This window comes from Streptomyces sp. NPDC052301 (assembly GCF_044593395.1).
Taxonomy (GTDB): Bacteria; Actinomycetota; Actinomycetes; order Streptomycetales; family Streptomycetaceae; genus Streptomyces.
The window spans coordinates 48,258-63,419 of the sequence record NZ_JBIUBE010000005.1; the positions used below are offsets into that span (position 1 = coordinate 48,258).

The window sequence follows — 15,162 nt, forward strand, 5'->3', positions numbered from 1 at the left end:
TCATATTGGATCGATCAGTCAAGAATTAGGGGGATCACCATGACGCATCGCTTCACCGGCCGCACCGCCCTCGTCACCGGCGCCGGCACCGGCATCGGGCGGGGCATCGCGCTCGCCTTCGCCCGCGAGGGCGCGAACGTCGTCGTCGCCGGGCGCCGCAGGGAGCCGCTGGAGGAGACGGTGGCGCTGATCGAGCGGGCGGGCGGCAAGGCGCTGGCCGTCACCGCGGACGTGACCAGCGCCGGCGACCTGCGGGCGCTGGTGTCGGCCGCCGTGGACCGGTTCGGCTCCCTCGACGTGGCGGTGAACAACGCCGGAGTCCTGGAGGGCCGCGGGAAGGCCGCGGCCGACCTGGCCGAGGAGGACTGGCGCCGGATGCTCGACATCAACGTCACCGGTGTCCTGCTCGCCCTCCAGGCCGAGGTCGCCCAGATGCGGACCCAGCCCGACGGCGGCGCCGTCGTGAACATCGCCTCCCGGATCGGCGTCCACAGCCGGCTGCCCGGCACCACCGGTTACGCCGTCACCAAGGCGGCCGTGTCGGTGCTCAGCCGCAGCGCCGCCCTGGACCACATCGCCGACGGTGTGCGCATCAACGCCGTCAGCCCCGGCCCCACCGCCACGGACATGTCCTTCAAACCCGGCGAGACCGAGGCCGGCCGGGCCGACCGGATGCGCGCCGAGGTCCCGCTCGGCCGGGTCTCCACCGTCGAGGAGGTCGCCGCCGCCGTGCTCTACCTGGCCTCCGACGACGCGGCCTCGGTCGTCGGCGCCGACCTGGTGGTGGACGGCGGCTCCACGGCCTGACCCGGTTCAGTCGATCCCGGACCGCTCCACCCCCGCCACGATCCACCGCTGGAAGCACAGGAACACCAGCAGCAGCGGCAGGATCGACACGGCGGCGGCGACGAACAGCTCGTGCAGCCGCACCACCTGGGACGTGGTGAAGGACGACAGGGCCACCTGCACCGTCCAGGCGCTCCGGTCCTGCCCGATGACCAGCGGCCACAGGAAGGAGTTCCACGCGCCGAGGAACACGATCGTCCCGACGGCCGCGAATACCGGCCGCGCGTTCGGCACGACGACGAGCCAGTACGTCCGCCAGTACCCCAGCCCGTCGACCTGCGCCGCGTCCTCCAGCTCCCGCGGGAAGCCCAGGAAGTACTGCCGGAAGACGAAGCAGGCGAACGCGGAGAACAGCGTCGGGACGATCAGCCCGCGCAGGGTGGAGATCCAGCCCAGCGACGACACCAGAACGAAGCTGGGTACGAAGGTGACGGCGGCCGGGACCAGCAGGGTGCCGAGGATGCCGTAGAAGACCTTGTTCGCGTGCCGGTAGGGGATGCGGGCGAGGCCGTACCCGGCGAGGGACGCCATGAGCAGGGTGCCCAGCGTGGTGGCGACGGCGATCAGAGCGGAGTTGAGCAGCGAGCGGGCGAACGGCACGGACGGGTCGTCGAACAGCTCCCGTACGTTGCCCCACCGCACCTCGTCCGGGAAGAAGGTCCACTCGGGCGAGGTGATGTCCTGCTCGCCGGAGAGTCCGTTGCGCACCAGCAGATAGAAGGGGACCAGGAAGAGCAGCGCGAGCGCGACCAGCAGCACCACGCGCAGCGCCCGCCCGGCCCGCACCAGGGCGTCATCCATCGGCGTCCGTCCTTCCCAGCTTCAGCCACCACGCCTGCCCCACCGTGACGACCGCGATGACCAGCGCCAGGATCACCGCGCCGGCACTGCCGAGCCCGAGGTCCTGCCCCTGCCCGAGGGCGGTGTAGTAGAGGTAGACGAGCGGGGGCCGGGCGTAGGGCGGATAGCCCCGCGCGTCGGACAGCAGGTTGTAGAACTCGTCGAAGGCCTGGAAGGCGTTGACCACGAGCAGCAGCACCACCGCGACCGACGTGGCCCGCAGCTGGGGCAGGGTGATGTGCCGCAGCACGGTCCAGCCGGGCCGGGCCCCGTCCACGGCCGCCGCCTCGTACAGCACCGGGTCGATCCGCTGCAGCCCGGCCAGGAAGAGGATCATGTAGAACCCGGCCTGCAGCCACAGCCGTACGGTCACGATGACCAGCCAGTACCAGGGCGGATCCGTCGTCGGCAGCCACGCGACCGGATCGGCCCCGAACCACCCCAGCACGGTGTTGGCGAGCCCGAACCGCACCCCGTTGAAGAGCGACATCTTCCAGACGAGGGCAGCGACGACGTAACTGCACGCGGCCGGGAGGAAGAAGACGGACCGGAAGAACGCGCGGGCGTGTCTCAGGCGGTTGACCATCAGGGCGAGGGCGAGGGAGCACACGTACGTGACCGGCACGATGAAGGCGGTGAAGAGGAGGAACGTCTTCAGGCTGCCGACGAACGCGTCGTCCCGCAGCATCGCCGTGTAGTTGCCGAGGCCGACGAAGTGCGTGGGCGTGACGGTGTTGTGCGCGTCGAAGAAGCTCAGGCCGACGCTCCACAGCAGCGGAACATACGTGAACAGCGCGAGCCCGAGCACGAACGGCCCGACGAACACCCAGAACCACAGGGCCCTGCGCCGCCTCACGACTGCTTCTTCACCCGGTCGAGCTCGGCGCCCACCTTCCGTACGACGGCCCGCAGCTCACCCTCCGGGCCGGCCCCGCCCCTGATGATCCGGCTGAGCGCGTCCTGGTAGGCGGTCTGGGCGGCCGGCGTCCACAACAGCGGCTGGGCGTACCCGAACTCGGTCGTGAACCGCACCGCGTCCGCGGCCGGCCCCGTCTTCAGCTTGGCGGCCTTCCTGGCGAGCGAGATCCGGGCGGGGATGTGGAACCCGTAGGAGAGGGCGAAGTCCTCCTGGTAGTCGGTCCGCTCCACCCACAGCCACTTCACGTACTCCTTGGCGGCCTCCGTGTGCCTGCTGCGCGCGCTGACGGCGGCGCCGTACGCACCGACGGGCACGGCGGGCCGGCCCGCCCCGCCGTCCTTCGGGAAGGGCAGGACCCCGAAGTCGTCCCCCAGCTCCTTCTGCACCTGGGGCAACGCCCACAGCCCGGACCACTGCATCGCGGTCAGCCCCTGGATGAAGGCGGAGGGGTCGGACCAGTCGGCGGGGGCGCCCAGCAGCAGGGACTTGTCGGCGTACAGCTGGTGCAGCCTGCCGAGGGTGCGGGCGGCGGCGGGGTCGTCGAAGCCGACCTTCCCGTCGTCGGTGACGAGCCGGAGTCCGGCCGCGTACAGGGGCGTACCGCCGAGGACACCGGCTCCCCCGTCATTGCCGAGGAAGAGCCCCTTGACCTTGCCGCGGGTGAGCTTCCGTGCGGCGTCGACGAGACCGTCGACCGTGGCCGGCGGCTCGACCCCTGCTTCCCTCAGCAGACTCTTCCTGTAGTAGAGCATCTGCATGTCGACGACCTGCGGGATGCCCCAGATCTTCCCCCGGTACGTCTTGGGCGCGAGGACGGCCGGGTTGAAGTCGTCCTTCACCCCGTCGAGCAGCCCGGTGAGATCGACGACCTGCCCGCCCTGGATCTGGTCGAGGGTGGGCCCGTTGACCTCGAACACGTCCGGCCCGGAGTCGGTGAGCAGGGCCGCGGCGGTCTGCTGGTCGTAGTTGCCGGGCCGCCACTGCACATGGACGTCGGCCTTCTTGTAGGCGGCGGCGTACCGCTGGACGGCCTGCTCGGTGCCGGTCTCGCCGTACTGGTGGTACCACTGCGACAGTCCGCCACTCCCCGAACCACCGCCCCCGCGACCGGTGTTGGATCCACAGGCGGTGAGCAGCCCCGCCCCGGCACCGGCTCCCGCTGCCAGCAAGGTCCTACGGCTGATGCTCGTCATCGTGCCCCCAGACGTTCGTCATCGATGCACGGCCCAACGATCAACCATGCGCGGCGATTACGAAAGGGGGCCACGGGCGCGGTACCGCTGCCGGAGCGAGCTGCGGGGGCGGGTGACGGCGGCAGGTCGCGGTCAGGAATGTGTCCCGGTCCCCTCCAGCCGCTGTTCGGTGGGAGCCGGGGAGTGGGAGGCGGTGACGGCGGCCCGGCGGCGGGGCAGCACGCCGACCGCCACGAGGGCCGCGAGCAGGAAGAGGGCGGCGCTGACGGCCAGGCCCAGGGCGTAGCCGGAGTTGAGCGAGGCGGGGTCGGTGGCCTTGCCCGTGTGGTGGGCGGCGACCGTGGCCAGGGCGGCCAGGCCGACGCAACCGCCGAGCTGACGGGAGCTGTTGAGCACACCGGAGGCCATGCCGGCCTCGCTGATGCGGACGCCGGTCGTCGCGGCGGCGGCTGCCGGTGCCAGCACCAGCCCGGCGCCGACGCTGGTGAGCAGGGACGGGCCGAGCACGTCGGTGAGGAAGCTGCCGTCCGGGCTGATCCGGGAGAACCAGGCCAGGCCGGCGGCGGCGAGCAGGGCGCCCGGCAGCAGGGCGGCGCGGGGCGAGCGGGCCGCGGTGACCTTGGTCGCGACGACGGTGCCCGCGACGAGCCCCACGGAGAACGGCAGGAACGCGGCACCGGTGGCGGCGGCCCCCATGCCGAGGACCTGCTGGAGGTACAGGGAGACGAAGTAGAAGGCGGTGAACTGTCCGGCCGCGGCCAGGAACACGAGCAGATTGGCACCGGAGACCCACCGGCTGCGCAGCAGACCGAGCCGCAGCAACGGAGCGGAGACCCGGCTCTCCACCAGGGTGAACGCGGCCAGCAGGACGACCGCGGCACCGAGGGTCACCAGCGTCGCCGGGGACCCCCACCCCCGGGTGTCGGTCCGTACGACCCCGAACACCAGCAGCCCGGTCCCGGCGGTCGCGAACAGCGCACCGAGCGCGTCCGGCCGCTCGCGCCGCCTCTCCGGCCGCGACCCGGACGGTACGGCGACGCAGACGAGCACGAGGGCCAACGCCACGATGGGCAGGTTGATCAGCATCACCCAGCGCCAGCCGGCGTACTCGGTCAGCAGCCCGCCCGCGAGCACGCCGAGTGCGCCACCGGCGGCGTTCACCGCACTCCACACCCCGAGGGCACGGACGCGCCGGGGGCCCTCGGTGAAGGTGGTGGTCAGCATCGCCAGCGCGGCCGGTGCGGCCGCGGCCGCACCGATCCCCTGCCCGGCACGGGCGGTGACCAGCTCCCAGGGCTCCTGCGCCAGCCCACCGGCCAGCGAGCAGAGCCCGAACACGACCATCCCGAGCACGAACAGCCGCCGCCGCCCGTACAGATCACAGGCACGCCCGCCCAGCAGCAGAAACCCGCCGAAGGTGAGGGCGTACACGTGGACGACCCAGGAGAGGTCGAGCGGGGCGAATCCGAGGGCGGTGCGGATGGCGGGGAGGGCGACATTGACGACGGCCATGTCGAGGGCGACGACGAACTGGGCGACGGCGGCGGCAGCGAGAACGGTGCCCGGGCTGCCGCGTAACTTTTTATACATGTAAGAAAAATAGCGTGCGGGCGTGGGGTTGTCGACAGCGGCTGAGCGAAGTGGCGCACGTCTCGCGCCGGGACGCCGTGGAGGGGCCCACACGAAGGGGCGGCCCCCTGCCGGGCGCCGCCCCTCCACGTCTCCCCCGCCCCTCAGTCCCGCCGGATCAACTCGGGATCGATCCGCCGGCCGACCAGGGGGAGGGAACCGAGGGCGGCGACGACCACGGCCCCGAGCGCACAGGCGAGCAGCAGCGGCACACCCTCGCCGTCCCAGAAGATCGCACCACCCCCGGTGACGAGGTAACTCGACTCGGCCATCTTCCCCATGACGATGGCCAACACCAATCCACCCGCCAACGGCAGGACCACTTGTGCCACTTGCACGAAGCGAAGAGTGCGGGGGCGGGCGCCGAGGAGGGTGAGGGCGGTTACTTGAGGACGGCGCTCCACTGCGCGGTCGGTGGCGGCGACCAGGTAGGCGGCTACGCCGATGACGGCACCTAGGACCATGCCGAGGGCGAGGAGCGTTTTGACGACGGCGATCTGCTGGAGAGCGGTGACATTCAGGCCTTGGGGAATCACTGCAGCAGTGGGAGCGACGTGGGCAATGCCATCGAGAACGGCCCGGACGGTGTCCGAATCCGAGGCGCTGATCAGGCTGAGTGTGCCTACGTGGGGGCGCAGCCCTTGAGGCAGTGCGGAAGGCGGAACAAGAATCATGCCACTGCTGAGCAGCGGCATACCTGCCTGATCACGATACGGCAGGGTGCGGCGTGGTGCCGTGATCTCCATACTCCGGTGCCCATCGGCCAACGTGATGAACAGCTTCCCCCCCGCCTTGAAATTCCCGTCCTGCACTTGTGTGGGGTCGTACAGGCGCAGGGGCCGACCGTCGACACACTTGCCGACCCATGGCACCGCCTTCCGAAGCTGGGCACAGGTTGCCAGGACGACCCCGGGTGACCATTCATGCCAAGCGTCGCCTCCGCCCGTTCGCGCAGTGACGAGATGAGCACGAATGCCCCGGAGGTGTTCGAGGGCCCCTCGCTGGGTTGCGGTGAGCCCCTGATCAGGCACGTCGTACATCTGGATCGCAGCGGTGTTCTTGGAGACTTGGTCCAGCTCGATCAGCACACCTTGGGCGAGGGAAGCCGCAAACACCAGCAGAATCAAACCGGCGGCAACACGAAGCGCACCACCAGGCTCTGCCTCGTTACGCCGCATAGCGAGCCCTAGAGCTAGTGAGCGGGTGCGTCGGGCAATCCGCCCTGCGGAGGACCGGGACAGACGGGGCAGCATCGTCACGAGGCCGACGCCGATAAGGACGATCATCGAGGGAATCAGCAGCGCGGACACCCCGGTGTCCGAAGGAGAATGCCCCGCCATCCCAGCGACGCAGTAGCCTGCGGCGACGCCCGCCCCGGCGAGCAAGGGGACGAAGCCCCAGGCAGAGGGAGGCTTCCCTGGAGCTGTCCTGCGGACGGCGAGCGGATTCGCAGCCGCCTGACGTACGCTGACCCGCCCTACGAACCAGGCGAGCGCCGGACAGCCCAAGAGGCACGTTCCGAGGGTCGAACCGCTCAGCGCGCCATCACTCGGGTACCAGGTGAATCCAGGCAGACCGACTCGCGAGAGAAACTGGTTCAGTACCCAGTAAGCGCCCAACCCCAGGAGCGCTCCCAGGCCCGCAGCGGCGACCGTCTCAGCCGCGTTCACCCGCCGCACCTCCCTAGCACTCATGCCCAGCAGGCGGAGCGCGGCCAGTCTGCGGGTCCGCTCGGCCGCGGACAGGCGAGCACATACGGACAGGAACATCGCCAAGGGCACCAGGACGACCCCCACCATGGTGAAGCGCAAGATGCCGAGAGTCGCCGGCTCCACTGTGGGTTCCGGGGCCTCCGACTTACCGAAACGTTCGACGGGCATGCCGTCCGACAGCTCACCACGGGGCATGCCGACGTAGGCGACCAGTTCCTCGGGACGCGCCAGTCCCTGCGGGCCGATCAGCCCCGATTCACGTCCCGGAAGACGCTGAGCGAGATCCGGCTGGGCACGCAGCATCTCGTGCAGCCGCGGAGAGACAAAAAACTGACCGGCGTGCGGAAAGGACGACAGTCCCGGAGGAGGCTCAACGTCTCTGGAACCGCGGGCCAGAAAGATGCGTGTGAGGGGCCTGGCTCCGTACGGGTCCATCCTTTCCAGCAGGAGGGGAAACCCTGAGAAGACCGGCTTGTGTGACTCGTCCCTCGGAACCACCGGCTGCCTTGCCGCGACGCGCGCGTCCTGCGCGGCAAGGATGCCTGGGATCGTGAGCACGATCGCCAGACAGCAGACGCCGATCGAGCCGCCCAGGCTCATCAGCGCGAATCGCACGCGGTTGCCACGACCGCTGCTCAGCAACAGCCGGAGCCCTAGAAGCAGCTCCTTCACGACCCGCCCGCCCCCTGTGCGGTGAGGACACCGTCGACCATGGAGTAGCGACTGTCGGCGCGAGCCGCCACGTCCCGGTCATGCGTGACCAGGAGGACTGCCGTACCTTGTGAACGGGCCAACGTCAGGAACTCGTCCAGCACGGCAGAAGCATTGGCGCTGTCGAGCGAACCCGTCGGTTCATCGGCGAACACCACGGCCGGCCGGTGAACCAGGGCTCGGGCCACGGCGACGCGTTGGCTCTGCCCCCCCGACACCTGGGAAGGCCGGCGTTCGCGCAGCTCCGCCAGGCCTAGCCTGCCGAGCACTTCGCCAGCAGCGGCGAGCGCAGACCTCTTCCGCTGTCCTGCCAGGCGCAGGGGCAGGGCAGCGTTCTCCTCGACGGTCAACTCGGGCAGCAACTCGCCGTACTGGAAGACAAACCCGAAGCGCTCGCGGCGGAGCGCACTCAGCTCGTCATCGTCCATCTCGTTGAACGAGCGCTGTTCAAATCGGACTTCGCCACGGCTGGCGGGCAGCACCCCCGCGAGGCAGTAGAGCAGGGAGGACTTGCCTGAGCCGCTCGGCCCGGTGATTGCCGCGATCTCGCCCCGACACAGGACGATCGAGGCTCCCTTGACCGCTTGCGACGTTCCGTAGAAGAGATCGACCTCGTTGGCGACAAGAGTTTCCGGCACCATGACCTCGGTCAGCCGTTGAGCTTGTAGCTGAAGCGCAGCTCGGGCGAGCAATTGTCGGGGCGAAAAGCACCCTTGTCACGGCAGACGTGGAATCGCGCGTCCTCGATGTACCGCTCGGCTCCGTCCCAGTTGGAGTGGTGCATGAACACCGCCTGCCGCTGCTTGCCGTAGTAGCGGATCCAGTCATGACCCTCTACCTTGACTTCCACGTACCCGTTGTGTCCGTCCCCGGCGTCGGTGTCCCTCAGGTGCCCACTCCACTCGAACGAGCCGTGGTTCCGCTCAGGGGGATTGAGTCGGTACCGACCGGTGAAGGCAACTCCTGTCGTGCTCTGCGTCGGCAGGTCCCGCCACGACGAAGCAACCGCCGACCCTGCCCCCGCAAGAAACACCCCGGCCGCGACGAGACCCACCACTACTCGCTTCATGTGCTACCTCTTCCATGACTCCGACGGCCCCACCGGCCCCCGGCGTTACAGAACGTAGCGCCTCGATCACGTGCCGAATCCTTCAGTCTCCCGCCCACCACCACATCAGGTGATCACGATCCGGACAGCGGCCGAAACCGCACACAAAGAAAAACGGCACCCCCGCACAGGGTGCCGTCTCTCTTTCGTGTGCCGGAGCCGTCGCCGATCGGTCTGAGGGTCGGGGACCGACGACGGCTCCGGGGTCGGTGACGCCCGGTAGGGCCTAGCGGTGGTCGCTGCCCTCCGAGTTCGTGGCCGCGCGGCCCGCCTCGAGGCGGGCGACCGGGATGCGGAACGGGGAGCAGGAGACGTAGTCCAGGCCGACCTCGTGGAAGAAGTGGACGGACTCGGGGTCACCGCCGTGCTCGCCGCAGACGCCGAGCTTCAGGTCGGGCCGGGTACGCCGGCCCGCTTCCGCCGCGAGCTTCACCAGCGAGCCCACGCCGTCCTTGTCGATCGTCTCGAAGGGGGAGACGCCGAAGATGCCCTTTTCCAGGTACGCCGTGAAGAAGGAGGCCTCGACGTCGTCGCGGGAGAAGCCCCACACCGTCTGCGTCAGGTCGTTCGTGCCGAAGGAGAAGAACTGCGCCGCCTCGGCGATCTGACCGGCCGTCAGGGCGGCCCGCGGGAGTTCGATCATCGTGCCGATCGCGAGCTTGAGCTGCGTGCCCGTCGCCGCCTCGACCTCGGCGATGACCTTGTCCGCCTCCTCGCGGACGATCTCCAGCTCCTGGACCGTACCGACGAGCGGGATCATGATCTCCGCGCGCGGGTCGCCCTTCGCGGCCTTGCGTTCCGCCGCCGCCTCGGCGATCGCGCGGACCTGCATGGTGAACAGGCCGGGGATGACCAGGCCGAGGCGCACACCGCGCAGACCGAGCATCGGGTTCTGCTCGTGCAGACGGTGCACCGCCTGGAGCAGACGGAGGTCGTTCTCGTGCGGCTCCTGGCGGGACTCCGCCAGCGCCACGCGGACCGAGAGCTCCGTGATGTCGGGGAGGAACTCGTGCAGCGGGGGGTCGAGGAGGCGGATCGTGACCGGAAGGCCGTCCATCGCCTCGAAGAGCTCCACGAAGTCCTTCTTCTGCAGCGGCAGAAGGGCCTTCAGGGACGCCTCGCGCTCCGACTCCGTGTCCGCCAGGATCAGGCGTTCCACCAGCTCACGGCGGTCGCCGAGGAACATGTGCTCCGTACGGCACAGGCCGATGCCCTGGGCGCCGAAGCGGCGGGCGCGCAGGGCGTCCTCGGCGTTGTCGGCGTTGGCGCGCACCCGCAGGCGGCGCTTGCGGTCGGCGAAGGCCATCATGCGGTGGACCGCCTCGACCAGCTCGTCCGCGTCGTCGGCGCCCGGGTGCATCCGGCCCTCGAAGTACTCGACGACCGGGGAGGGGACCACGGGGACTTCGCCCAGGTAGACCTTGCCGGACGAGCCGTCGATGGAGATCAGGTCGCCTTCCTCGACGACGTGGCCGCCGGGGACCGTCATGCGGCGGCGCTTGGTGTCGACCTCGAGCTCCTCCGCGCCGCAGACACAGGTCTTGCCCATGCCCCGGGCGACGACGGCCGCGTGGGAGGTCTTGCCGCCGCGCGAGGTCAGAATGCCCTCGGCCGCGATCATGCCGTCCAGGTCGTCGGGGTTGGTCTCGCGGCGGACCAGGATGACCTTCTCGCCCGAGCGGGACCACTTCACCGCGGTGTAGGAGTCGAAGACCGCCTTGCCGACCGCTGCGCCCGGGGAGGCCGCGATGCCCCGGCCGACCTGCTCGGTCCTGGCGTCCTCGTCGAAGCGCGGGAACATCAGCTGGGCCAGCTGGGCGCCGGTGACGCGCTGGAGCGCCTCGGTCTCGTCGATCAGACCCTGGTCGACCAGCTGGGTGGCGATGCGGAAGGCCGCGCCCGCGGTGCGCTTGCCGACACGGGTCTGGAGCATCCACAGCTGACCGCGCTCGATCGTGAACTCGATGTCGCAGAGGTCCTTGTAGTGGTTCTCCAGCGTCTCCATGATCTGCATGAGCTGGTCGTACGACTTCTTGTCGATCTGCTCCAGCTCCGCCAGCGGGACGGTGTTGCGGATGCCCGCCACCACGTCCTCGCCCTGGGCGTTCTGCAGGTAGTCGCCGTAGACGCCCTGGTGGCCGGAGGCGGGGTCGCGGGTGAAGGCGACGCCCGTGCCGGAGTCCGGGCCCAGGTTGCCGAAGACCATCGAGCAGACGTTGACGGCCGTGCCCAGGTCGCCGGGGATGCGCTCCTGGCGGCGGTACAGCTTGGCGCGGTCGCCGTTCCAGGAGTCGAAGACCGCCTTGATGGCGAGGTCCATCTGCTCGCGCGGGTCCTGCGGGAAGTCGCGGCCGGCCTCCGCCTTGACGATCTTCTTGAACTTGGTGACCAGCTTCTTCAGGTCGGCGGCCTCCAGGTCGGTGTCGACCGTGACCTTCTTGGCCTCCTTGGCCGCCTCGAGGGCCTCCTCGAAGAGCTCGCCGTCGACGCCGAGGACGGTCTTGCCGAACATCTGGATGAGGCGGCGGTAGGAGTCCCAGGCGAAGCGGTCGTCGCCGGCCTGCTTGGCCAGGCCCTGGACGGACTTGTCGGAGAGGCCGATGTTCAGGACCGTGTCCATCATGCCGGGCATGGAGAACTTGGCGCCCGAGCGGACCGACACCAGGAGGGGGTTGTCGGCCTGGCCGAGCTTCTTGCCCATCGATGCCTCGAGGGCGTCGAGGTGCGCACTCACCTCGTCACGCAGTGCCGCGGGCTCCTCACCGCTCTCCAGGTAGACCTTGCAGGCCTCGGTGGTGATGGTGAAGCCGGGAGGGACCGGAAGACCCAGGTTGGTCATCTCGGCGAGGTTGGCACCCTTGCCGCCGAGGAGGTCCTTGAGGTCCTTGTTGCCCTCGGTGAAGTCGTAAACGAACTTCGCTACCTGGGGTTCTTTGTTATCCGACACGGGTCTCGACTCCTTGAGGCCGCGGTGGCTGCCCTGACGGCGAGGAATGTACCCAGATCGAAGGCACATGGGTACGTCCACTTGCGCGTCATACGCCTGTAACCACTCGTCCGCCAGCGGATCGAAAGTCAAAGCTTGGCAAGCCGCGGCGGGGTTATGTTTTCACTTCTTGAACGCATCAACCCCTAGAGGCGGGGTATTCCGCTCAGATGAGCAGCTCCTGGCACGTCTGATTTCGATCGATGAACGATCAAGGGGTGGCACTCGGTGCCACCCCTTGGAGAAGTGCAGCCGCTCATGATCCGCTCATCTGAGCGCAACCCCTATCAAGGGTGGCGAGAATCACGCTGCCACAGCGGGCCCGATTTCACCATGCGGACGCCCGCGCGGACCCGAAACCACCGGTGAACGCCCTCGTCACACACCCATCGCGGTGAGTCGCTCCTCCACCCGCTCCGGCGCGTACAGGTGTTCCACGACCAGCGCCCCCGCTCCGATGAGCGCCGCCCGGTCGCCGAGCCGGGAGGTGACGACGTCCAGGTGGGCCGTGGAGCGGGGCAGCGCCCGCTGGTACAGCAGCTCGCGCACCCCCGTGAGGAAGGGGGTACCGGCCAGATCGCCCGCGATCATGAGCACGCCCGGGTTGAGCAGGGTCACCACCGTCGCCAGCACGTCCCCCACCCGGCGCCCCGCCTCCCGGGCCAGCGCCGCCGCCTGCGGGTGCCCGGCGGCCAGCAGGTCCCGCACGTCCGAGCCGGAGGCGGCCGGCACCCCCGACTCGGCCAGTCGCCGGGCCACGGCGCCCCCGCTCGCGACGGCGGCGAGGCAGCCGTACGAACCGCACCGGCACAGCGCGTCGGCGTCCACCCGGATGTGCCCGATGTCGCCCGCGCCGCCGTCGACGCCCCGGTAGACCGAACCGTCCACGACGACCCCGGCGCCGATCCCCGTGGACACCTTCACCAGCACGAACGCCGCGCAGTCGGGGTGGCCGGTGCGCTGTTCGCCGTAGGCCATGAGGTTGGCGTCGTTGTCCACCAGGACCGGGACGGCCGGGGCTCCGGTGTGCTCGGAGAAGGCGCGGGACAGGCGACCGGTGATGTCGTAGCCGTCCCAGCCGGGCATCATCGGGGGCTGGACGACCCGTCCGGTCTCGCTGTCCACCGGGCCCGGCACCGCCAGCCCGATCCCGCAGACCTCCGCCGCCCGGTGCCCGGCCTTGGCCAGCAGCTCGGCGAACCAGCCCCCGAGTTCACCGAGGACGGCCTCCGGGCCCTCCTCCACGACCAGGGTGCCCGCGTGCTCGGCGAGTGTCTCGCCGGTCAGGGTGAGGACGGCCGCGCGGGCGTGCCGGGTGTCGAGGTCGGCGGCGAGCACCACGGCGTGCGAGCCGTCGAACTCCAGGGTGATGGAGGGGCGGCCGCCGAGCGGCGAGTCGACCGGGCCGCCGGCGCCCTCGCGCAGCCAGCCCGCTCGGAACAGCCGGTCCAGGCGCTGACCGACGGTAGCCCGGGACAGCCCCGTGACCTGCTGCAGCGCTCCGCGCGTCACCGCCCGGCCGCTGCGCACCAGTTCCAGCAGATCACCGGCGCTCGTCTGACTGCCGCCCCTGACGGCTCTTCCCGGACGCCCGGCCATGCGCACCCCCTTGTGTTTCCCCAGCCTGCATTACATAGTGAGTTTTGCGTGTTAAATAGACGTAACCCCTTCGGTGGGCACCCATAAACCCAGCCAGAACCAGCCAAACACAGCTTCGTCTTCGGGGAGCCCCGAGTGGACCGCACCGCACAGCTCACCCCCCGCCCGACCGAGCCCGGGACCGCATACGATCCGCCGCCATCCGTGCCCAGGTCCTCCGCGTCCGCCCCCGCGCCCCCCGTGCCCACGTCCTCCGCGTCCGCCCCCGTCCCTTCCGCCGCCGACCGCGCGTTACCGGCCGCCGGCTCGTCCCTGCGGGTCAGGGCGGCCCAGGTGCTCGACGCCAACTGGACGGGCGGCTCGACCGTCCCTTCCCGGAACCTGTATCCGCACCAGTGGTCCTGGGACTCGGCGTTCATCGCGATCGGCCTGCGGCACCTCTCGCCGGTGCGGGCGCAGACCGAGCTGGAGACGCTGCTCGCGGCCCAGTGGGGCGACGGGCGCGTCCCGCACATCGTCTTCAACCCCTCCGTACCGCTCGACGCGTACTTCCCGAGCCCCGACTTCTGGCGCTCCGCCACCGCCGGACGCGCCGCGGGCGCCCCGCGCACGGTACAGACGTCGGGCATCGTGCAGCCACCGGTGCACGCGCTCGCCGCCTGGCTGGTGCACCGCGCCGACCCCGCCCTGTCCCGGGCGCGCGGCTTCCTGGCCCGGGTGTACCCACGGCTGGCCGCCTGGCACCGGTATCTGCTGCACCGGCGTGACCTGGGCGGTGGCGGCCTGGTGTCCGTCGTCCACCCCTGGGAGCAGGGCATGGACAACAGCCCCTGCTGGGACGCCCCGCTCGCCCGGATCGTCCCGGCCCCGGCCCGCACCTTCCGCCGCGCCGACCTCGACCACGGTGCGCCCGAGGACCGGCCGACGGATCTGGACTACGGGCGCTACGTGCGGCTGGCCGCCGACTACCGGGACGCGGGATATGCGGACGGAGGCGGGGACTTCGCCGTGGAGGACCCGGCGTTCAACGCCCTGCTCATCGCCTCCGAGCACGCGCTGGCGCGGATCGCCCAGGAGCTGGGTGCCGCCGGCACCGCCCGGCACGCGCGCGCGGAACGGCTGACCGCGGCGCTGGTGGAGCGGCTGTGGGACCCGGCGGCCGGGATGTTCCTGTGCCGGGACCTGCGGGGCGACGGTGGGCCGATCCGGGAGCGCGGCGTCGGTGGGTTGATCCCGCTGCTGCTGCCGGGCCTGCCCCGCCCCGTCGCCGGCGCCCTCGTGCGCACCCTGCGCGGCCCGCACTTCTCGCTCGGCGACCGCACCCGGCTGGTGCCCAGTCACGACCTGCTCGGTGAGGCCTTCGACCCGCACCGGTACTGGCGCGGCCCGGCCTGGTTCAACACCGGCTGGCTGCTGGAGCGGGGGCTGCGGGTGCACGGCGAGACCGCGGCGGCCGACGCCCTGCGCGAGGCGGTCCTCGACCTCGCCGGCACCACCGGTTTCGCCGAGTACGTCGACCCGTACACCGGCGAGGCCTGCGGCGCGACCGGCTTCAGCTGGACCGCGGCGCTCGCGCTCGACCTGCACCAAGATCTGCTCAAGCGCTCCTGACGGGGCGT

At 70.3% G+C, this 15,162-nt stretch carries 11 protein-coding genes; 2 read left to right on the top strand and 9 right to left on the bottom strand.

The window, feature by feature from the left end:
• Positions 1-39 precede the first annotated feature (39 nt).
• Positions 40-807 (top strand): SDR family NAD(P)-dependent oxidoreductase, encoded by a 768-nt coding sequence (locus ACIHEJ_RS14695; protein ID WP_400135190.1) that lies wholly within the window; start codon positions 40-42, stop codon positions 805-807.
• A 6-nt stretch (positions 808-813) separates the two neighbouring features.
• On the opposite strand, the gene ACIHEJ_RS14700 is transcribed toward ACIHEJ_RS14695, so the two are convergent.
• The 9 genes from ACIHEJ_RS14700 to ACIHEJ_RS14740 all read right to left on the bottom strand — a co-directional run bounded on the left by ACIHEJ_RS14700 (position 814) and on the right by ACIHEJ_RS14740 (position 13,543).
• Entirely contained in the window at positions 814-1,647 is an 834-nt protein-coding gene (locus ACIHEJ_RS14700) for a carbohydrate ABC transporter permease (RefSeq protein ID WP_400135191.1), read from the bottom strand.
• Positions 1,640-2,542 (bottom strand): carbohydrate ABC transporter permease, encoded by a 903-nt coding sequence (locus tag ACIHEJ_RS14705; protein WP_400135192.1) that lies wholly within the window; start codon positions 2,540-2,542, stop codon positions 1,640-1,642. Before ACIHEJ_RS14705 ends, ACIHEJ_RS14700 begins: the two co-directional genes overlap by 8 nt.
• Positions 2,539-3,798, bottom strand: a complete 1,260-nt coding sequence (locus ACIHEJ_RS14710) for an ABC transporter substrate-binding protein (RefSeq protein WP_400135193.1) — start codon at positions 3,796-3,798, stop codon at positions 2,539-2,541. The genes ACIHEJ_RS14705 and ACIHEJ_RS14710 overlap by 4 nt, the downstream gene beginning before the upstream one ends.
• 132 nt (positions 3,799-3,930) lie before the next feature.
• Positions 3,931-5,388, bottom strand: coding sequence for an MFS transporter (locus ACIHEJ_RS14715; protein ID WP_400135194.1), 1,458 nt, complete (start codon positions 5,386-5,388; stop codon positions 3,931-3,933).
• 143 nt (positions 5,389-5,531) lie between these two features.
• Positions 5,532-7,811: an FtsX-like permease family protein gene (locus ACIHEJ_RS14720; RefSeq protein ID WP_400135195.1), complete on the bottom strand. Its 2,280-nt coding sequence runs from the start codon at positions 7,809-7,811 to the stop codon at positions 5,532-5,534.
• Complete coding sequence (locus ACIHEJ_RS14725) at positions 7,808-8,491, bottom strand: ABC transporter ATP-binding protein (protein ID WP_400135196.1); 684 nt, start codon at positions 8,489-8,491, stop codon at positions 7,808-7,810. The genes ACIHEJ_RS14720 and ACIHEJ_RS14725 overlap by 4 nt, the downstream gene beginning before the upstream one ends.
• Before the next feature lie 8 nt (positions 8,492-8,499).
• Positions 8,500-8,700 (bottom strand): hypothetical protein, encoded by a 201-nt coding sequence (locus ACIHEJ_RS14730; protein ID WP_400135197.1) that lies wholly within the window; start codon positions 8,698-8,700, stop codon positions 8,500-8,502.
• Positions 8,701-9,184: 484 nt separating this feature from the next.
• Positions 9,185-11,905, bottom strand: a complete 2,721-nt coding sequence (gene ppdK, locus ACIHEJ_RS14735; RefSeq protein ID WP_400135198.1) for a pyruvate, phosphate dikinase — start codon at positions 11,903-11,905, stop codon at positions 9,185-9,187.
• Between the two features lie 417 nt (positions 11,906-12,322).
• Positions 12,323-13,543: an ROK family protein gene (locus tag ACIHEJ_RS14740; protein ID WP_400135199.1), complete on the bottom strand. Its 1,221-nt coding sequence runs from the start codon at positions 13,541-13,543 to the stop codon at positions 12,323-12,325.
• A 135-nt stretch (positions 13,544-13,678) separates the two neighbouring features.
• Here ACIHEJ_RS14740 and ACIHEJ_RS14745 point away from each other — a divergent pair, with 135 nt between their 5' ends.
• A complete protein-coding gene (locus tag ACIHEJ_RS14745; RefSeq protein ID WP_400135200.1) occupies positions 13,679-15,154 on the top strand; it encodes an MGH1-like glycoside hydrolase domain-containing protein in 1,476 nt (491 codons plus the stop codon).
• Positions 15,155-15,162 lie beyond the last annotated feature (8 nt).

Coding starts and splice junctions, on each gene's coding strand:
- ACIHEJ_RS14710 (WP_400135193.1), bottom strand. CDS start 3,798: ATGACGAGCATCAGCCGTAGGACCTTGCTGGCAGCGGGAGCCGGTGCC.
- ACIHEJ_RS14725 (WP_400135196.1), bottom strand. CDS start 8,491: ATGGTGCCGGAAACTCTTGTCGCCAACGAGGTCGATCTCTTCTACGGA.
- ACIHEJ_RS14695 (WP_400135190.1), top strand. CDS start 40: ATGACGCATCGCTTCACCGGCCGCACCGCCCTCGTCACCGGCGCCGGC.
- ACIHEJ_RS14715 (WP_400135194.1), bottom strand. CDS start 5,388: ATGTATAAAAAGTTACGCGGCAGCCCGGGCACCGTTCTCGCTGCCGCC.
- ACIHEJ_RS14700 (WP_400135191.1), bottom strand. CDS start 1,647: ATGGATGACGCCCTGGTGCGGGCCGGGCGGGCGCTGCGCGTGGTGCTG.
- ACIHEJ_RS14740 (WP_400135199.1), bottom strand. CDS start 13,543: ATGGCCGGGCGTCCGGGAAGAGCCGTCAGGGGCGGCAGTCAGACGAGC.